This is a genomic window from Paenibacillus sp. PL91 (genome assembly GCF_012935325.2).
Taxonomy (GTDB): Bacteria; Bacillota; Bacilli; order Paenibacillales; family Paenibacillaceae; genus Pristimantibacillus.
Map to the genome: position 1 here is coordinate 17,505 of NZ_JABBYG020000020.1, position 20,412 is coordinate 37,916.

Sequence of the window (20,412 nt, forward strand, 5' to 3'; positions counted from 1 at the left end):
CAATCAAGTCAAACTGACTCCTCTTCGTATCCCACTCGATCTTCCAAGCGAACCCGATCGTATCCGTCGCCGGCCCCCCTTACTTGATACCAGTATGCCGTTGCAGCGAATAGGCATCGGTTGTTCGATCCCCACCTGTCAGCTTTATACTTCTCGATAAATCCTTCGAAGGACTCGGTGAAGGGGATATTGTCGCAAACATGAAAACGGTTGACGGATGTATGTCCATTCGCGTCTATCTCGATGTACGGCTGACATGCGAATGCACTATCGAATATCGGGAAGGGAGGCTCCGCCGCCCAGGCATATCCGATGTAATCCTCGCTACCCGTGCCGAATGTAGAAGGAAAGTCTTCACCGTTGATGAAGAACTTCTCGTCGCCTTCTCCCCACCACCAGTCGATCGTCTTTCGATCCCATCGACCGTACCACCAGGTTTCTGCTTCTTCCTCAGGTCTTTCCCATGTATTGTAGACATGAAGATGAATGCCGCAGAATCGTCCAGGTCCCTTGGCCATCAGAATCGGCCAATCCGGCCAGCGGTCGCCTCCTTCCGCAAACCGCTTCCTATCTTTGCCGAAGTAGTTACCGCGATGCCATTTGGCATGGAAGCGAAGCAAATTGTCTGCATCCAATGAATTAAGCGAAATCCCACCGATTTCGAACGAAACCTCGTGCATCTCCGATCCGTCATTCTCAACCTCAATCAATGCGCCTTCCGAGAATGGCATGTACCAATAGCTGTAGCACTCGTGTTCATTCATCCCGAGCGGCAAAGATCTGTACGAATTGATGCCCGGTGCGCAACCGAAGAAGTCGCCTAATGGCGCCCATACGGAAGGAAAGGTTTCTCCATCCCATTTCATCGAGATAGTCAGTTGCCTGAGTATCCTATGCTGCTGCTCCATACTCTTGCTAGCCAAACTCGTCTTCACCCTAAGCATAGTAATAGCTCCTGCATCCCTTTTATCGAATACGACGGATCTTCCTCCTGCTGGAACGGACACCAAATTGGTCGTATGAAAAGAGAACTGTTTGTCCGACATGACGGACCTTGTTCCTCTGAGCTGTAGCACCCGGTCAGCCTCCGCAAGCGCAATAGCGGAATCTCGATCAAACAATCCGGTAAACACCGGTATTTTCACATTGGCGGGGAATCGCGTATAGGTTATGTGGTAATAATGGCCCCAATCTCTATCGAGCACGACTTTGCAATGCTTCTGAAAAGGAATCGGGATGAAGCAATTTCTTCCGCGGGATAGCGTAGTCATCAAATTCGGGAAGTTCGAAGGGCAGCCATCATCGCTGAAGTTTTCAAAATAATCTCTGAAGGGCCGATCAATGACAGGTTCTTTTGCTTGGTCCAGATATATCCTAATGTGTCCTGCCCCGGGCATCGCCGACCATACCCGCCAGATGACACCGGGGCCATCCAGCTCAAGTGCAACGATACCTTCCCCTTCTTTCCTTATATACCCGCCACCATCATTGTTGGCGCCCCAATTCTCATACAGTCCGGTCTCCGGATTGAATACTGAGCTTCGATCATAGCTTGAGAAGACGCCACCCTGCTCTTCCGGATCCGGTGGTATGGCAAGAAGCTCCAAGTCATACAATCGACGGACCAGATCCCGATACGTATATACCGTTTCATCGTACCGCATGCTACACCACCATCCCTATAATCACAATATCGATTACTTTTCCCATTCGGCATTAGCTTTCGTTGTTGTTGTCCCTCACTTGAATATCGCTGGTTGCCTTTCAACTCTCCTTACAAATTACAGAAACAATTTCATTCTGAAACATTATAAAGTAGTATTCCAGGAGTTGCTGTACGTCATTTGATTCCAAACTTCACTGCTACTTTTGATAAGCAGTCAGTTCGTCATTCTCGCATTTTATCTCCTTCAACTTGTTGAAAGAAAGCATCACCTCTTAAGTTTTTATGTTTACGTAAACGATTACGTAAACGTTTACGTTATTCGTAAAAAAATATGATTGAATATCTTATCTAAGTTGTCTCATCCAGATATGCATTTTTTCACAAAAAGAAAACGTTTACTTCAGATAATGTAAACGATTTCCTTAATATTGTCAATTCCCTGTTTGTTACATAAGTTAAGTAACCTCAAACAGTTTAAATTCTCGGCACTGAAAACTAGATACGCCGCACGGTCAGCAGATCATCCACCGAAAATGATATGTTAATTAACTAATTCGTTACATGCGTAATGCAATAATTCTTAAAAATAATTAAACGATTTCTTTTCTCGATTATGTTTTTAAGCTGGCGGGGCCTAAACTGCTAGATCCCGCAATCCTCACAAATACTCATTCCAATCGCTCCCTGCGCCCCTCCTTCTCCGAAGGGGCGCATTATTAATGGCTCCCTCCAGAGAGCGATTTGAAAGTTACGAAGTTTCCTATCTCTTAAACTAATGCCTGAATGATAGGATTATGGTTATCCGGTCCGCTTTCCTTTTCTATTTCATGCTCAAGAAGCGACTTGATATAGGCTACTCCATAATCATTTCCTCGTCGAAGGACTGCTTGAAAAGTGATACTTTCAAAAGGACTATAATCCTTTATCGTAAGATATTCATCTCCGCCGTTAACTTGGTTAATAAATACCAGGTTCTTATAAATATACGCTTGCCCGAGGCACCAATTTCCCCTATGAAAGAATTCGATCAATTCTTCGGCCGTTTCGCAAAGGTGGAAACTCTTTCGCGTGAAAAACGGATCATTGGCTTGACTAATCCAAGGATTTTCATACCCCAGGTATAACCACAAGTCGATCATCTTCCTTTGTCCACAATCAGCGCAAAGAACCTTCTCCTTTGTCCGATTAATATAGCACGACTGCCCTGCAGGGATGTTCCTGCCGCATTCGCATACAAAATCGGTTACACAGCCATTTGTCTTCCAAACCAATTTACCAGGCAGCTCGATGAAATCTCTCTTTAAGAGTTTCCCGAACCATAGCCAAATTATAAATCTATTGGTGCTTGGGAGCCAAACTAGGAACCTCTCTGTAATCTCCTCGGTCGAAGGGTCGAAAGCTACCTTCTCGAACAGATTCCAAAGTTGTTTCAGCTGATCCTTGCTGAGCATGGATAATTGCCTTCTCGTCGGATTCGTTTCAATTACGAGCACGCTTTGGCAAGCCAAGCAGTGCACCTCTTTATATAAAAAATCTGAAACATAGCTTTCACCGCACTCGCAGAAATATAGACCAATATTCATCCGGCTTTGCTCCTTATCAGCCCCTCTCGCATGGGGGGCTGTTTCTCCACCCCCATGCAGGGCACTGATAAAACGATAGACTACTAAGCCGTCCGCGAACTATTGATCCGCTTTCGTCTCCACTTTAGGTGAAGCGCATCAAAATCTCCTTCATCCACTATAATGCCGAAACAACTGCAGCTAAGAATCTGAAGAGCACTTCGAAAGAACATCTTGATCGTCCTTCGCAGCTGTCTACTTCAATTTGATTACGAGGACAAGTGAAGCTCGAATGCGCCGCCCATTGACCCGTCACGATATTTACCAGAAGGATCGGGAGTTGCACGCTGAAAGAATTATCGAAGACGCCGATGATAACAGTCGTTGTGTTGCTTTTAATACGAAATTCCCCTTAACGCCCCCCTCTCACCTCGGGGAAACGTGAGTTTACCTCCTCGCGGTAGGAATCTGGGATCTTAACATCCAGTAATTGATAATATTCCTGCAGCCTCTTTCAAAATGTATATGTCCTCTGTTTCTAACTTTTATGTCACTTAAACCATATTTTAGTCTAAAATTCTAGCTACCTGCGGGATGTAGCCGGAATCGGTGAGATCATCTATTCCCTTGCCAAGTGAAATGTCCCACATCGCCAGACTTAACGTCATGTCAGTGTTCTTCGCAAAGAAGTCGATACACTGTTCCAGTGCCATCTCGACCTCTGGTGTGCTCACAACATCAGCGTCGTATGCGAAAACAACATGCTTACATCCGAGTTGCTTAAGCGGTTCAAGCAGCAGGGAAAAAGCTCCAGCCCCGGGAATACCGAAAACCGGCTTCACAAGCGCATCCGCTGCTTTGTCTGCCTTAATAGGGCCTTCTGTAACCCAAACCTCATCACAACTGATCATTGTTTCTGGGGTTTCACCTACCGACCACATTTTCAGACATGGATACGGAAGTGCAAGATGTATGGGAAGCGGTCCACCGATTGAAGATCCATTCAGTTTATCCCCGCTGCTCCACCACCAATATCGGTTACCAGGCTTTAAAACAATGCCAGAGCCAAATTGATTGGATTTAGAATAAGATTCTTTCTTTTCCTTCTCAGTGAGAATGACCTCCAGTATTTTATCCTGAATGTGAAGTTTACACTTTGCTCTCCGCTTCCCATTTTCATCAGGGTTCACTTCTTCTACTATCTCTCCTTTGATTGCGCCATCCATGTCGAGCTCCAGAATGGGTTTATCTACGCGAATCTGCCAACCTGTAATCTCGTTTCTTATCGAACGAAAGGGAATCATAAGTCCCTGCGCGCCGCCCATGGTCCAATAATGACCATATGTGCCTTCATTACAGAAGAATCCAGGAACACCCAAAAGATCACTCTGCTCGCCTACTCGGCTTATTACTTGTTTCGCAACCTTGTATCGTTCTGGACCGGGCATTGTTCGATAATCACGCAACCTGATTGCTTCATCGGCCATATTACGGTCATTACACAGATGCTCGGCATGATCTCTAGTAAGCTGGAGCTCCTTCGTTAAGGCACGATAGATCCGATTAAGATGTTGATCCGGCTTCTTGTCAACAGCACGGTTAATTTCTATTTCACTCTTTGTCTTGAGAGCAGCATTCGGATCAAGATAGTGCCGATACTGCCTCCCAATCGTGGAATCAAAGAAATCGTCAGATACAGTTCGCATGCAGTAGACAACGGTTTGCTCTTTATTGATTCTGCACCACCCACGTTGTCCGCACACGACGCATGCCGACATAATTTCATACCATCCCTCGTGCTTTGTTCTTCGAAGCTTCATGCCTCTGCCTCCCTAGATGTTTGATTTAGATGTTCCTTCTTCAAATTCTCCTCGATCGCCCTGACGGCAATGTTGGTTCTAAGATTGATTATGGGAGTGGGAATTATTCCGCCCTGAGGTGATGTGCCACTTCCCAGGGGTTGTTGTTCGCCTCCCCGCGTACAATTGACCGCTTTTTGATCAGGCGCAGTAGGCTTCAAACTCATCCAACGCCTTTTGCTTCGATTTCTCGATATAAATGTCCTTAAACAAAGACAAACCAGATCCAAGTGCTAATGATGTGCTAGATTCCGCTTTTCCAAAGCCTTCTCCAAAATGTGCAGTTCTTGATTCCCCGCCAAGGAATCTTTTTGAGCGCTGTTATTTTGATTTCTGTCCTTTTACGCATTCCTCCAAAAGAAAATTTTTGAATTTCCTCCAGCTTCTTTCACGGACCAGGATCAAACCTCCTAATCTTCAAATACAAAAAAAAGACGCATTCAGATGAATGCGTCTCATTAAATGGCCGCAAAAAAAGACATACGGATTGCGTATGTCAGTTAAACGTCCATTGTTTGCTGCCTAGCCAGTTGGCTTCCCTATCTTCGCTGAATTAGGATCGGCGAAGAAAATCAGTATTACTAGAATGCATAAATTATAGCATTCAAGCAGCCAATTGGTAAAGTACAGATACGAAAAGATATAAGCTGCTAACCATTTGATACCTTTCATTTAAGCCAGCCCTTACTGCTTTGAATAGCTAAGTTTATCCATTATCCCGCATCCTAAAATTTGATTCTATAAATAACAAATGTGGATTTTTGTCATTCTCGTGCTTTACCACTGCGAACAGAAGTGCTATATTTTACTTGCGTGCTTGTCGGGTTTTGTCACTTTTTTGCAAAAAAAGAGTCAGGTCGATACCTGTGAACACTCAGCGCCTCAAGAAGAATATGTGTGCTTTCTTGATTATCTGGGATCGTTCTCCACTAGCAATTTTACATAATAAAAATAGAAAAAGCCCCTACCAAGTCACATTCATTGTCCTCCGGCCGCCAAGCGTTGAGACATTGAATGATTCAGGAGTAGAAGCTTTATTCACAGTATCAATGTGCTCATTGTAGCATAGGGATTCTGAAAAATAAAGTGTCTATTCTCTCTTGAGTATTGCCATTTATGGGGCGTCGTCGAGGGAGTTTTTTTATGTCGGAAAAGAAAAATTTGAAAGGCGGTACATCGAAGCTTCTTTACTATCGAAGCCGGCCAACGGGTAACCGCACACCAAAAACAAAGATAGCTCATGGGAAGCAAATTCCCTATTACGAGGAAGAGCTCGAAAGAATTTATTTTAAAGAAGAAGACGTACAAAAATTTTCCCTTGATAAGCATGGACAAAACATTCCGTACGTTGACGGTCACCTAACTATTATTAACAATTATATGTTTGATTACTGGAGTCACTTCCTCTCTGCCGAGGGGATCGCGTTATTCGGTCATTTACTACGCTATTGCTATGGAACAAAAGATATATGCTGGCCGAATCTCGAGTTAATATCACTAAAAATGAATAAGAGCCGGAATACCGTGAAAAAATATCTGGCCATTCTCGAAGAACATGGATTTGTATATCACTTTAATGTCCAAAATGCGGATATGAACAATACCGATGAAAGTCCCTTGTTTAAGGTGCGAAAGAAAGTTCCGTTCCTCTCACAAGAACTATACGAGCTGATGCCGCCGGTGCTGCAGGCTGATCATGACCGTTACCTCTCTCACCTTTTGGAAACCTGTGAAAAGGAAGATCTGGAACTGGATACTACCGTCAATTATAATGATCTTTACAATGAATTAATCGATAAGGGACATATTCATCGAAAGCCGAAGCAACTCTCACTTTTCGAGGCTCAGAAACAAACGCAGATTAAAAAACAGCTGCTGCAGCAAGATGTTACCGAAGCAGATAAGCTACTCTGGTCCACATTCATAGAGGAAGTCAAAACAAAAATCGCAAAACCTTCGTTCGATACCTGGTTTAAAGGAACTTTTTCTACGAAACGAGATGGCATTTACACAATTTATGCACCTCATAATCATGTTAAAGAATGGCTTGAAAGCAGGTATTTTGATCTCATAACGGATACTCTTCGTGCTATTGATAGCAATTTTACTGGAATCAAAATTGAAAACACTAGTTAGTTAGCTACAACTAATGGACTCTCGAGCAAATAAACTCGAGGGTCTTTTTTTGTTCCGTTTCCCAACCATAGAAAGTCGAGAACGGGAAATGACTCCTCGTCCTGTTAACTAATAATCTATATATTTCAACGTCTTCGCTCCGGTTCCGCTCACTCTTTTCCATTTTGAAAAACAGTCTATTTCTAATGAAGTAGTATTTAACTCAAGAGTTTTGCTGTATCCCGATATTGATCATTCCGTTATTCGGAGAGGGTCTCCATGGCTGCTATTAATTCACTTCCACTTTGAAAACAAATACAACAAATCCTTCTGGCCATTTTGCAGTATATGCGTAGGTGTGGATTCCATTGGTATAAGGAACTAGAATTTCATTACTTGAACTGTCTAGTGTATTTGATTCTTCACGGCTCAGAACTTCACGAAGACTACTTATTTCTTTTGGTTTTCTATCAAACGAAAATACAATCTTTGAATTAGGCGGAATTATAGCAGGTTCTACTTCTACATCTATTGTCGCCGAGTCGCCATACTCATACTTCCCACCCCAGTCGTAATAATGTACTTTAACTGGAATTATAATGTCGGTGTTCTCAACATGAGCGGTAGAAGTAGGCATGGGCTTGTTGCTAAACATACCGCAAGCGCAAAGCGTAAAAAGCAAGCAAATAAATATACTAAATACTGTTATTCTCATCGGTTCATGTCCTCCCATGTGGACGGTATACTATGAAACTTAACTAAGTAAAAAGAGGAAAGGGAAAGATTCCCTTTACCTCTTTTATAAGAAAATAATAATTTTATATAATCATCTTAGAACAATCATCTCTCCAGCTTGGATTTTCGCTGTATCCCGATTAAGGTTTAATCTGATGTCCATAGGATACTATCAGTCCAGAAGTTCCAGGAATCCCTTCCTTTTTCCTTATTATGAAGATCCATAACTTTATGTTGTCTTCCAGTAAAACCGTCAAAATATTGGTCATAGTAACTCGGATCATCTTGTGCCTCGTGATCGGTAGCCCACGCATACGCTGACAATTTGTTAATATACTTAACCATCAATGCATTCCATATTGCGTGCCGGAATGCATCTCTTTTCGTACCGTTTCCATCCAGACCTTTATATTTGCTGTTTGCTTCATACTCGACAGCTTTTCTTCTCATTGAATCTACGATCAACGCTTGACCAGTAGTTCTAATTACTAACACCTTTTCTGCCTCAGTCAGAGCATTCCATTTAGCAACATAAGAGTCATACGATGCAAGAGCTGAAAAAGAATTCTTTTGTTGTAAATTATCCAATTTTTGTTCAAATTGTTTAGATACTTCAGGAGATGTCAATTCGGGATGATCTCTCTTGAATTTCTCAATCTCTTTGAATAATTTTACTGTATCACTATCAAAAGTCAAAATACAATGGATTTCGTTACGCAAAAAACTTACTTACCGCGTCACTGAAAAGAAGCTGTGCCGATGGATTACCAGTATCCACCTCTCAAAATCCGATAAGCTGCCTATTAAATTCTGATATACCCCCATCAACGATTGACACCCTCCTCATCAAATTTTGAAAAGCGGCGCCTATCAAAATTTGAAAGGCGACTTATCCCCAGATTTTCCGCATATCGGGGGTACATCAGAATTTGATAGGCGATATCCGCATATCAGAATTTGATCCCCTCCTCTATCAAATATTGATCCCTCCCCATCAAAATTTGATAACGAATAAATACTATCTTAAGAAGGACGTAGTAACTAATAAAAACAATCTTTAAGATTTAAAGATTCATCTTCATAAATGTTATGTAATGTGTGCGATGTCATCATATTTAAAAAAATGGATACGAATAAAATAGTAGAGCAAAAAGAAACACGAATCCCGCAAGTTCATAATATATAGAACTAAGAATAGTGTTGGGAGGTACTAAAAATGCCTAGTATTCTTGTTCAAATCGCATTTGCTTCATGCTTCTGTTGCTATTGTATCGCTTCATTTTTTTCTAATCTTTTAATGAGACCGATAGTAAATAATACACACTTATCCTAAAACAATTGCCTAGCAAAAGATACCAGCGAAATATCGTTGATAAAGCTCATACCTTGATAGCATGGGCTTTTTATTTTGCTAGGGAAAACCGCTGGTATCTGCAAGGGATTAAAGCGTTAGAATTGACTTTTTGTATCACATTTCTCAACAATATTGACGCCACCCAAACATATGATGACTCCTAAAAATAAAAAGACCGCTCCTTAAACGGAGCAGTCCAAAAAATATCAATTAGGAGAGTTGAAACTGCCCCTCCTTGGTACTGATAATGATTAAATAACAAATCTAATTCTTATGATTTCTTCAGTACCTCTAAGGAAGATAGTCCATACCGAGAACTTGCTTCTATCATCTCTCTCCGCTTTCAATGGCTTCCAGGGTACGAGCTCTCTTATCCATTGAACCCCTCAATTACCTTTGATTACTGTGACCTAACATCATTTGAAAAGATAGATCGAGAGCTTCTACTCATGCTAGTAAAACGAATTGAAATTATAAAATAACTTTTCTATATGTTGACACTACACACTCAACATGCACGGTATGCGGGAACATATTGTCCTGGGATCAATCTGTTATAATCCGTAGAAACCTTGAATTGACGAGCTTTTTATTAATCAGCTTCTTTTATGGAAGGCTTCATTCCGATCGTTTTTTTTGATGTTTTACATCAATTTTACATCAACAGCAAATCCCTTGTCTCATCGCTTCCAGTGATAGAGATGGGTTAGGATTTAATATGTTGATGTAGGATAAATCCTTATTAAATAAGGATTTGATCCGACTGTTGTATTATCTAGTTGGTTCTTTTATGTTGCTTGGTGATGGTTTTCGTCCCCATAAGTTACCTTGTTGTTCACAATGCTATCATTCTTCATATAAAATGATCGAGTTTCATCGTATATGCATAAACAGCAGCCACCCTGTTCTCCTTAGGTTACTCCTAGCATAGATGGCGATGGTTTTAAATGAAATGTAATAGTTGCAGGAGACTACTGTACTATTTATGAATGTTGGATAAAAGTGGTTTCAAACTTCTGCTATAATGAACTCATAATTGTCATTTCAAAGGAGCCGGATTTGAATGGATCACTACACGCTCTCTGGACTTGGGCCTCTTGAGACAATCGGCATCTTGCCTGACTACTACTTCCCCCCTTTTATTACGCTTGCCCATATGTTCTCCGCACCTAAGGATTGGGCTATTCACTACCGGGAGATGAAGCAGTATGTCCTTCAATATGTCATTGACGGCTGCGCAGACTATCCGATTGAGGGAAGATCCTATACAACAAGACGTGGAGATCTTATCTTCCACCGGCCCAAGGAACGCCACTCCATATTGCCGCATCCCTCACAGCCATATGTCTGTATATCTATTGTTTTTCACTTTGGATTGACCGATTTCCCTGTCTCAGAACTGTATTCAGAGGAGCATTACCTTGGGAACTTTGCCGACCACCCCATCGATAATATGCTGTCGGAACTGGTAGCCTCTTATAGGCAGCCGGCTTAGTCCATCAAATGTACTGTCAGAGTCTTCTTATTCGAATCTTGTCCGAAGCCTCACAGAGAATCAAACATGATACCGACACGAAATCGGGCTCTTCCAATAAACCGGAGCTGGTGCTTGTTAAAAACTATTTATATGACAACTATCACCGGGATGTACAGCTAAGAGAATTACAACAGCTGAGCGGCTGGAGCAAGAATCACTTGCTTCTTATTTTCCGCAATTATATGGGGATGTCACCTATGCAGTATTTGGCCTGGATACGAATAAATAAAGCCAAAGAGCTGGCCATCCAGACCAACCTTACGATCAGCGAAATTGCTGAGCGTGTCGGTTATTCGGATGTCCATACCTTTGGCCGGATGTTTAAAAAGAAGACAGGGCATTCCTTAAGTCAATTTTGTGCTAATCTGATTCATTCGTGAACTTGCGCTTCATCATTCCCTCTTATCTTCTCAAATAATTCTCATGCGGGATGCGGTAGGATAAGGGAGCCTCATGATAGTAAGAAGCAAATGCTCCGGTAGGCTTGTACTCATAAACCTGTTCCCCTTCCGCATAACCGCACTGCTGCCGCCTGATTATACAGTCCTGCAAGATGCGCTGCTTGATCGGAAGATAAGCGAGTGTATGAGGGCCATATTCAGCCTCAATCTCTCCCGCCCGGAATTCATAATAGACCGTACGGCGCAAAGCATTGCCTTCCCCTTCCGGTGATCCGTGCAGAAGCTGGATATTGTGCAGAATGACGTCACCAGCCCTCATCGGAACGGGGACGGCATCACTTGTCACAAAACCGGGCCGGGAGCAGCGTTCTTCGGCTTCTGACGCTGCCCAATTCTGACTCCCCGGAATAACCCACAGACAGGAATGTTCATCCGAATTGTCCAGATAGAAATCCACATTAAATATTGGTCTTGAATCCTGACAGTCTTCCGGTACAGCCGCATCACGGTGCCAAGGTACTGAAGCCGCGTTATTAGGCACCTTCACGACTAGTGAATCCCAGGTCGGGATAAAATTCGCGCCTTGAAGTTTCTCGACTGTGTTCAGAATAAACGGATGGCCCAAAAGCACTTTATTCGCCTCACACTTGTCGATTACATATTAGGTCCTCCAATACACCTTATCCCCATTTGCCCGAGTCCGGTACAGGTAATCCCTGTCATCCGTTTGTCCTTCAAGTCCTTTCTCGACAATCTGAAGAGATTGCTCCTGCAACAGCCGAAGTTCTTCCCCTCTCACAACATTCCGGATTACTAGATAACCATTATTGAGGAAAAAGCGGGCTTGTTCATCTGTAATGACTTGCTGAAGGCTCGCATCGGCTTCTAGTTTTTCATTTAATGGACGGGTATTCATCTCACAATCAGCTCCTTTAATCTTACGAACAACTTAATTATATCGAGTGACAGCTGATAATGATTTAGTCAGAATCAATGATTTGGTTGCCAAAAGCACACAAGCCATTCCCCATCTCCCCAGATACATCTTGTATCAATGTTGAAGACATTTCATTGCCGGCAGTACGGTGCCCTCATGTTCATCTTACGATCTCTAACTTGAGATACAAACAATGATAAAAGTAAACACCTACATTTCTCGCATAATTTTTTCTCTCAAAAATAGAAATTGCTTTAAAAGTTAGTATGCAAGAGTAACATGTTCGTTCTTGCCACATCTTTTACCTATTTGTGTATGCGCCAATTGGATGGTTAAAGTTAAGGGGGCACAGCACATGGCCATGCCCCCTTAGATCGTTAAGGTTTTTCCGGATCAGCGGAACCGGAATATTTGTTAATCACTCGGTACACGATAACTGCCACTTCTGCCCTTGTCGTAGTAGCATTCGGGCTAATCAAACCTTCTCCTCTGCCTGAAATAATGCCATCCTTGACTAGTGCCGCCACAGCATCTGCCGCATATGCTGAAATTTCAGATGCGTCGGTAAAACTGTTCAAATCGGGAGCCGATCCATTAGGTTCCCATTTACCAACAGCCTGCAGTGCTCTTGCTACCAGCACCATCATATCCTGCCTGGAAATTTCCCCTCTAGGATTGAATATCCCTTCCTCGGTTCCCTTTGCGATTCCCAGATCCTTCACAATGCCGATCGCCTCATAATAGTAATCGTCTTGATCGACATCCTGGAAGTTGCCGCTGATTTCAGCTTTTAAGCCAAGCGCTCTGACTAGCAGCGTCACGAAATCAGCCCTTGTTATCTTTTTACCAGGCTCAAAAGTAGTTGCCGAGGTACCTTTTATGATACCTTGTTTGGCCAATGCTTCGATGGCTACCTCAGCCCATTTGTGACTATTGGTATCCGAAAAGATCGGATCCGTGGAAGAACCACCACCGGATTCTTTTTGTTTTGCCGTAACCTCGACAACCGCTGTTTTCCCTAGATAGCTTACCGTTACGGCCGCACTTCCCTTACCGACCGCTTCCATGATCCCGTTCGCACTTACCGCAATCACAGATGCATCCGAAGTGGCGTATGACGCTTTACCCGTCACGTTCTCCTTGGTTCCGTCGCTATAGGTTGCCGTAACCTGAATCGCTTGGGTTTTGCCTACTTCCAGCGAAGCTGATGCGGCATCGAGGCTGATTCCCGTGAGCACGGCCACATTCCCTGGATTTCCAGGATTTCCGGTATTGACGGCGTTTACAGTAACGTTATACACCGCTTGGTGACCGCCGTCTGCTGTCGTAGCCGTAATCTTCGCCCTTCCAGCAGATACGGCCTTCACGGTAACGCTTGTTGTGCCGGACGCTGCATCGTACACCGCATCTGTAACCGTCACTGCATTTCCTTCTACCGTAAAGGTCACGTTTTTATTGGCTGCATCAGCCGGATTGACCGTTGCAGTCAAGGTATGCTCAGCGCCTATGTCCAACACTTCAGACACTTTATTCAGAGTAACGCCCGTTACCGAGACTGGTACAGCAACAACCGTCGCTTCATACACGGCCTTGTTGCCGCCTGCCGTAGTCGCCGTTACTTTCGAATGGCCTGGCGACACAGCGCTTACCGTTACGCTTGTCGTTCCGCTTACCTCGTCGAATACTGGGGTAGACAATGTGACCGCATTTCCTTCTACTTCAAAAGTTACGGTTTTATCGGTTGCATCAGCCGGACTGACCGTTGCGATCAAGTCATCCGCAGCTCCGACGATCAGGGTCGAGGAGGACTTATTGAGAGAAACACCCTCTGCAGGCACTTGAACGTCGTTAACCGTAACATTGTAGTAGTCTTTGTATTGTCCGTCTTCGGTTTCTACCGTTATCTTCGCTGTACCCGCGGACAGCGCCTTCACTGCTGCGCTAGTCTTTCCGTCAGCGTTGAAGATCACATTGGACAATTCAACCACGTTGTCATTGTCTACCGTGAAAGTTACTTTCTTATTGCTTGCATTAGTCGGCGTTACGGTTGCCACCAAATGATCGGTAGCCCCTACACTTAGCGAAGCGGCCGTTTTATTCAGAGAAACTCCATCAGCTGCTACTATAGTTGTTGCCGGCAGCACAGTGACGCTGATACTTGTTGTCAATGCTACGTTGTTCGGATTTAGCACGTCTACAGGCAGAGTTACAGTTCCATTTACGGTGAATATTTGCTGCGTTCGTACAGCCGGATCATAGCTTGAACCGTCAACATCCCATGTCACATTAGCGTTCATGCTTCCCGTATCGGTAACGAGCTCTGTCGTTGCAGGTAATCCAAGGGCTTCTGCTGTCTTCTCCGTACCGCTCACCACCCCTGTGATTTCTGCAGGAGTTGTTATGCTCGTAAGCGTCAGTCCTTCCTCAGCATTCAGCAATTGCGTTACTTGATCCTGAGTCAACATATAGTTAAATACGCGAACGTCGTCCAGCAGTCCATTGTATGCTTCTCCCCATGGAGCGGCTCCCAGAATGATTTTATTCGTTGTGTTCGGAAGTGGCCCGAGATTCGTTGCATCGCTTGCCACTAAGTTACCATCGACATAGATCTTCAGCCCAATTGCTTGACCGTAGGAAGCCACATAATGATGCCAGTTGTTATCACTGTAGGTCCATGGAAACACCAGCGATTTATTACTAGATGAACCATTGGGCCAATAGGCCACTTGAGCTTTACCCCCGCCTGACAACTGTAAGGCCGTGAAACGACTATCTTGACGGATAACGCTATAGTAGCCGTTTGAAGGCTGAGAAGTCTTGAACCAGAACGAAACGGTCTCGTCACCCGTTTGATTCAAAGTTGCCGAAGGGTTGATCTCAGCCCTTGAGCCGCCGTTGAAAGCAAGCGCTCCGCCGAACTTGCCCGAATTGGTCCAAGTTGGGTTGTTAACCAGAGTTACGGTGTTGCCCTTGCCTGAAGAATCGCCAGCTGTTGTACCGGAGCCTTCATTAAACCTCCAGTAGGCTTCTAGTTCGGCAGGCTTAACAGTTACTCTATTGCTTGATGTCGAGTGCAGTATAATGTAGTCAAGGTTTACGTTTCCGCTATCTCCATCATCGTATTTATAAGATATCGTATTAAGTCCGGATTTTAGCGTTACAGTCTCAACCTTGTCGCCCCATGTATCCCAATTTGCCAAGCTCGGCAGGCTAATCTGCCTTAACTTGATGCCGTTCACATACAGGCTGACTGTCTTTGTTGCGCCCGTAGCATTGGCATACCTGAGATCCAGATTATAACTACGCGTTAACTCTGATGAATTATTTACTGTAAAGGTAGTCGTTGCACCAGTTTCCCCGTATCCGTCCACAAAACCGGTCCCGGAATACTTCAGATGGTCGTTAACTACCACTGCACCGCCCGATAGTGAAGCATCCTCAGCCTCATACTTGTTATATGCCGTTACTGTAATATAATCGAGACTAACATTTCCGCTGTCGCCCGATTCATACTTGTATGTTATGGTATTGTCCCCTGCATTCAGGTTTACCTTCTCAACCTTGTCGCCCCATGTATCCCAATTTGCCAAGCTCGGCAGGCTAATCTGCCTTAACTTGATACCGTTCACATACAGGCTGATTGTCTTTGTTGCGCCCGTAGCATTGGCATACCTGAGATCCAGATTATAAATTCCGGCTGACGCAGCATTTACTGTAAAGGTAGTCGTTGCACCGATAGACCCGTATCCGGCCGCAAAACCGATCCCGGAATAGTTCAGATGGTCATTAACTACCACTGCACCGCCCGAGAGTGAGGCATCCTCGGCCTCATAATTATTTTGTTCCACAAATTCCCATTGATCGCTCGTCCAATCACCTCCACCTACCATACCAGATTGTACATATTCGTTCTGTGTGTGTATATGCTGCAAGGCATGCTTGCGGTTTCTGAGCTGGAAAAATCCATTTTCAGAGCCGACTGGCATCCAATCCGCACTCCATCCTGTAGCTGGTCCAGTCTGAATTCGACCGTTATTAGCTTCAATATTCATATAGTTGCCGGTTAACCGGTTTCTGAAACGGATAAATCCATCACTATTTTCTAGAGCCCATTGATATTTATAACCCGTTCCATCTCCATAATTTACTGTTCCTGAATCATCAAAAAGGCTTTTACCTGTCTGCTTGCGATTATAGATTTGATAATACTTACTGTCGGAGTGCGCAGGGACAATACTCGTCGGCAGCGTAAGGTCTCCCGTGTATGGTACTCCATTAAATGTAACGTTTTCAACATAACTACCTATAGACAAGTTTCCACTTGCGCTATCTGTAACAAGCTTCCCGTCAACTTTTACATTTTCAAAATGTACATTTTTCACAAATTCAGTCGCACTTACCCCGCCTACCTGCGACCCGAAATCATATGGATTGGAGGTATAATTAATATTCTTGAACGTAATATTACTTATACTTCCAGTTGCATGATTCCAGATTTGATAGGGATATACTTCCAACATACTCCCGTATCTGGTACGTTCTATTTCAATATTCTCGAAAAGCACATTATCTGTTAAGCCGTTAGCTGAATAAACTCCAATAGTACCTCTTATGCCAGGATATGCATTAGAGTTAATAATGTAGATATTTTTAGCTGTATAGCCTGTAAGATTACCAGCGTTAACCATAAGACTATGCACTCTCATGCTAGCAACCACGTTATTCTCCCATAAGATGTTACTACTATTAGCGCCAGTCACAAGAGCATCGTCAGAAGTTCTAACAAAACTATTCTTCACTGTCACATTCTTATTGTCCATTACAAGCACAATACCGTCACCTTCATGCATACTGGTGAAGCCTTTAATATTGTCTATTTCTACATTTGAACTGCCGATTACATTGACGGACTGCCTTTCAGGATTGACGACAACTAATCCCTCAATTTTGACATTTTCCGAATAGAATGCGACAATACCCGGCATTTCGGGGTTCTTAGCTCTAGCAGCATCCGTAAAATCACCGCTCCACTTAGACATCTCAAGTATGCCTCGTCCTCTAATGGTAATATCCTTTTTAATAGGACTCTTATCCCAATTAGGCTCATTCAAATACGGATTGGTTCTAATCTGTGCCTTGACTATTGCACCTGGCGCTAAATAGACTGTTGTTCCACTCGGTACATCTATATAATCCATCTCAGCCATGTAGCTGCCGTTTGTGTGAGCGCGTATTTTCTGCCTCTTTATTATTCCATAATTTGGACTTGCCGGATTGTCCGAATACTCATGAACTCCAGGGCCAAAGTACATGACGTTCGCATCACCCTTTGACGGAATGTTCGTGTCGATAGGATTTGCAAATATATGCAGCGCATTATAGATATTATCATTTACCTCAAGTACGATGTTTTTATCTCCGGTCACTGAAAACGTGATCACATTTCCAACAATTGTCGGCTCTATTCCGTATGCCTGAGGCCAAACCTTTGCTGATGTTAATGGACCATCGCCATGATACGTAACCTTCATTTCCACTGTACCTGCAAAGTCAAACATTACAAAACCTGTAGGCATATTGCTATTACCTGGATCACCCGAATCACCATTAAACATTCTTGCCAAATGTGTAAATAATTCCTGATAAGTTCCCCCTGGAGTTTTTACCTCTGCTGTAAAAGCTGAATAGCTTGGTGCAGTCCCTTGCGCCGGAATAGGATATACATTAAGTTGATTTCCTGGATCTTGCTCAGCCGCAGAAATAGAATTTGGTGGAGAAACAATGGTAACAATTGTAAACATCACTAGTACCAGGACCAAACATAATAATTTTTTCCCTTTTCTTTTCATGTTAATTCTCCCTTCTTTTACCTACGATTTGGATCTCCTAAAGCCTTTTGAGTTTTGTCTTATGATTTAGTGGCAGCACAGTTGTTCAGACGTGTTGGATCATTCGCTCAATCAAGCTGAATGCATTTCCCTTCTCATAGGAAGAGCGTATGAAGTTATGTGTATCCCACATCTGATCCCCATAATAATTAGTGAAGAGGTACTCGTTCTAACATCCATATAGGTGAATGAATCGTACCAGGTTGTCCCGTCGCTGACTTTAACTGAATATAAATCCGATGCAGGTTAAGGAAAAACAGCTTTTCGTTTTTGCTTTTTTTAACACCCGTATCACTCCATCAAATATTTCATATTGAGTAGCAACCTATTAAAACGCTTACATGTTATTCCTTGGTTAATCCTTGATTACTTCGATACAAGAAATGTATCGATTTGTTGGCATTTTTAATGAAGGATCATTTTTAAAATTTGCTACAAACCACTGAAACACCATGATGATTCCGAACATCGGAATGATGCTGAACACGCATAACGGCAAGACGTCGGGAAGAATCATGAGATGATACGGTAATAACGTTTTTTGTCCCTCAATCCCGCTCACCTTCGCAAGAAGCAGGAAAGGCGCAAATTCAACAACTTTGCGCCTTTCTCTTCTTTCCTATCCTTACTATTTTTTGATCGCTGCTTCCACTTCTTTGGTGATTTGATCGCCGCCAAGCCGTTTCCATTCCGCAACGAACGAATCAAACTTGTCGACAGGCTCTTCACCCATTACGATTTTCAAAAATGTTTCATTTTCCAATTTCAGTAAGATGGCCCATTTCAATTCCATCGTTTTCGTCTGTCCGAAGAAGACGTTGCGCGTGACAACGAAATTGGCTGGATCGGTTTGAGCCGCGCCCTCCATTCTAGCCATCACTTCGGACCATGCAGCTAAATCCTTTTTCGGATTCTCATCATTTTTCTTCACGGCGTTATACCAATTTGTTAATTCCGTGTTAAGTTTGGACGGATCTTTCGCTTCCCATGCGCTCTTCAATTCGGAATGAGTTCTGAATACGGCATCTTCCGTATCGAGGTTGAGGGCAAACGGCCATACCCACCAGCCGACGTTCAGCCCCTTATAAATGTCTATCGCATCCGGATCAAGCTGACGTCCGGCTTGAGTCTGAACATTCAATATTTTCATAACCGCATCGGGATGTTCGTACCCCTTCCTGACAACTAAGTACGAGCCGGCCGGATCCGTATCATACGTATTGAATTTCCCGTCTGCATCAACAGGAACGGAATAGGCCTTCCACTCTGCTTTCGGATCGTTCTTGACGGAATCGGTTAACGGACTGCCATAAGGACTCCACCATGGTTCGAGTACGATGCCTAACTTCCCTGCCGCACCAAGCTCGTTCACATCTTTGCGTATGGCAAATTGCTTGTCGATGATACCCGCCGCATACAAGTCGCGAAGCTTGGCTAACGCCGTTTTCATTTCCGGCAAGATGGAGCTGTAGGAGACGTTGCCTGACTTGTCTTTCATCCACTGGCCTTTATAAGCATGAAGCGATCCGAGTATAGGACTGAAGTTACTCTTCCCTTCATACGTGGACAAATCCGGAATTGACGTTAAGCCGACCGTATCCTTTTGACCGTTGCCATCCGGATCTTTCTCGACAAACGCTTTCGCTACAGCAACCAGATCATCGAGTGTCTTCGGCGTTTCCATCCCGACTTTCTCGAGCCAATCCTGCCTGATCCAGGTTAAGCTATGCTGTCCGCTGATTTTCGTACTTGGAAGACCCATCAGTTTGCCGTTTATAGTGCCTCTCTTCAAAACACGATCCTCATAGGAATCGTAATAACCTTTAATAAGCGGGCTTGCCAGCTTCTCATAAACGTCAGACAGGTCTGCAATCAGATCGGCTTCCGTTAATTGCTTCAGCTGCTTTTCATTCACGAGGAACGCATCCGGAATATCTCTGCTCGCGATGGATACAGAAAGTTTTTGCTGGTAAGCTTCATCCGTTTCCGTCTGCCAAGCAAACTTAACTTTGACATTCAATTTTTTCTCGATATATCGGAAGTACTCGTTGTTTTCGACCGTGTCCCCATTGGGCAGATTAGTGCCTTTCGCGCTGATGCCTTTCCCGATGCTTAGCGTAATCGGCTGACTATACTTACCAAATGGATCATTTGTGGCGGCTCCTTGCGTTTCATTCGTTTGGCTCGGCTCGGTGCTTGGCGTCACTTCATTATTACCCGTAGTACAAGCCGTCATCAGGATTGTAAGTGACATGAGTACTGCTGCGGTTGTCTTGAGTTTCATTCTGTATTTCCCCCTTAGATCGTATATTTACCTTACAAAGCGATTGTACTATGCTTCTTGTCCTAGACAGGAGC

12 protein-coding genes are annotated in these 20,412 nt (G+C 43.7%); 3 read left to right on the plus strand and 9 right to left on the minus strand.

The window, feature by feature from the left end:
• Positions 1 to 8: 8 nt before the first annotated feature.
• The 3 genes from HI950_RS29380 to HI950_RS29390 form a co-directional block, all read right to left on the minus strand.
• The gene (locus tag HI950_RS29380; protein ID WP_169089334.1) at positions 9 to 1,664 is read right to left on the minus strand and encodes a glycoside hydrolase family 172 protein; all 1,656 of its coding nucleotides are present in this window, start codon (positions 1,662 to 1,664) and stop codon (positions 9 to 11) included.
• A gap of 769 nt (positions 1,665 to 2,433) precedes the next feature.
• Positions 2,434 to 3,249: a hypothetical protein gene (locus HI950_RS29385; RefSeq protein ID WP_187768188.1), complete on the minus strand. Its 816-nt coding sequence runs from the start codon at positions 3,247 to 3,249 to the stop codon at positions 2,434 to 2,436.
• A 545-nt stretch (positions 3,250 to 3,794) separates the two neighbouring features.
• Entirely contained in the window at positions 3,795 to 5,048 is a 1,254-nt protein-coding gene (locus HI950_RS29390) for a toprim domain-containing protein (RefSeq protein ID WP_169089330.1), read from the minus strand.
• Between the two features lie 1,182 nt (positions 5,049 to 6,230).
• Here HI950_RS29390 and HI950_RS29395 point away from each other — a divergent pair.
• Entirely contained in the window at positions 6,231 to 7,223 is a 993-nt protein-coding gene (locus HI950_RS29395) for a helix-turn-helix domain-containing protein (protein WP_169089328.1), read from the plus strand.
• Positions 7,224 to 7,491: 268 nt separating this feature from the next.
• On the opposite strand, the gene HI950_RS29400 is transcribed toward HI950_RS29395, so the two are convergent.
• Positions 7,492 to 7,917 carry a hypothetical protein gene (locus HI950_RS29400; RefSeq protein ID WP_169089326.1) on the minus strand — a complete coding sequence of 142 codons (426 nt, stop codon included), beginning with the start codon at positions 7,915 to 7,917 and terminating at the stop codon, positions 7,492 to 7,494.
• A 167-nt stretch (positions 7,918 to 8,084) separates the two neighbouring features.
• The gene (locus HI950_RS29405; protein WP_169089324.1) at positions 8,085 to 8,657 is read right to left on the minus strand and encodes a DUF6973 domain-containing protein; all 573 of its coding nucleotides are present in this window, start codon (positions 8,655 to 8,657) and stop codon (positions 8,085 to 8,087) included.
• A 1,697-nt stretch (positions 8,658 to 10,354) separates the two neighbouring features.
• Between HI950_RS29405 and HI950_RS36140 the strand changes: the two genes are divergently transcribed.
• A complete protein-coding gene (locus HI950_RS36140; protein ID WP_223285581.1) occupies positions 10,355 to 10,786 on the plus strand; it encodes an AraC family ligand binding domain-containing protein in 432 nt (143 codons plus the stop codon).
• Positions 10,787 to 10,896: 110 nt separating this feature from the next.
• On the plus strand, positions 10,897 to 11,208 hold the full coding sequence (locus HI950_RS36830; RefSeq protein WP_317618470.1) for a helix-turn-helix transcriptional regulator: 312 nt from the start codon (positions 10,897 to 10,899) through the stop codon (positions 11,206 to 11,208).
• A gap of 22 nt (positions 11,209 to 11,230) precedes the next feature.
• On the opposite strand, the gene HI950_RS29415 is transcribed toward HI950_RS36830, so the two are convergent.
• The 4 genes from HI950_RS29415 to HI950_RS29425 all read right to left on the minus strand — a co-directional run bounded on the left by HI950_RS29415 (position 11,231) and on the right by HI950_RS29425 (position 20,338).
• Positions 11,231 to 11,860 carry a phytanoyl-CoA dioxygenase family protein gene (locus HI950_RS29415; protein WP_317618471.1) on the minus strand — a complete coding sequence of 210 codons (630 nt, stop codon included), beginning with the start codon at positions 11,858 to 11,860 and terminating at the stop codon, positions 11,231 to 11,233.
• 30 nt (positions 11,861 to 11,890) lie between these two features.
• On the minus strand, positions 11,891 to 12,145 hold the full coding sequence (locus HI950_RS36150; RefSeq protein ID WP_223285583.1) for a hypothetical protein: 255 nt from the start codon (positions 12,143 to 12,145) through the stop codon (positions 11,891 to 11,893).
• Between the two features lie 398 nt (positions 12,146 to 12,543).
• Positions 12,544 to 17,781 (minus strand): S-layer homology domain-containing protein, encoded by a 5,238-nt coding sequence (locus tag HI950_RS29420; protein ID WP_223285596.1) that lies wholly within the window; start codon positions 17,779 to 17,781, stop codon positions 12,544 to 12,546.
• A 901-nt stretch (positions 17,782 to 18,682) separates the two neighbouring features.
• Entirely contained in the window at positions 18,683 to 20,338 is a 1,656-nt protein-coding gene (locus HI950_RS29425; RefSeq protein WP_169089320.1) for an extracellular solute-binding protein, read from the minus strand.
• Positions 20,339 to 20,412 lie beyond the last annotated feature (74 nt).

Bases quoted from the DNA above. Each gene is read 5' to 3' on its own strand.
- HI950_RS29380 (WP_169089334.1), bottom strand. From the start codon at position 1,664: ATGCGGTACGATGAAACGGTATATACGTATCGGGATCTGGTCCGTCGA.
- HI950_RS29385 (WP_187768188.1), bottom strand. From the start codon at position 3,249: ATGAATATTGGTCTATATTTCTGCGAGTGCGGTGAAAGCTATGTTTCA.
- HI950_RS29390 (WP_169089330.1), bottom strand. From the start codon at position 5,048: ATGAAGCTTCGAAGAACAAAGCACGAGGGATGGTATGAAATTATGTCG.
- HI950_RS29395 (WP_169089328.1), top strand. From the start codon at position 6,231: ATGTCGGAAAAGAAAAATTTGAAAGGCGGTACATCGAAGCTTCTTTAC.
- HI950_RS29400 (WP_169089326.1), bottom strand. From the start codon at position 7,917: ATGAGAATAACAGTATTTAGTATATTTATTTGCTTGCTTTTTACGCTT.
- HI950_RS36140 (WP_223285581.1), top strand. From the start codon at position 10,355: ATGGATCACTACACGCTCTCTGGACTTGGGCCTCTTGAGACAATCGGC.
- HI950_RS36150 (WP_223285583.1), bottom strand. From the start codon at position 12,145: ATGAATACCCGTCCATTAAATGAAAAACTAGAAGCCGATGCGAGCCTT.
- HI950_RS29420 (WP_223285596.1), bottom strand. From the start codon at position 17,781: ATGTTTAATGGTGATTCGGGTGATCCAGGTAATAGCAATATGCCTACA.
- HI950_RS29425 (WP_169089320.1), bottom strand. From the start codon at position 20,338: ATGAAACTCAAGACAACCGCAGCAGTACTCATGTCACTTACAATCCTG.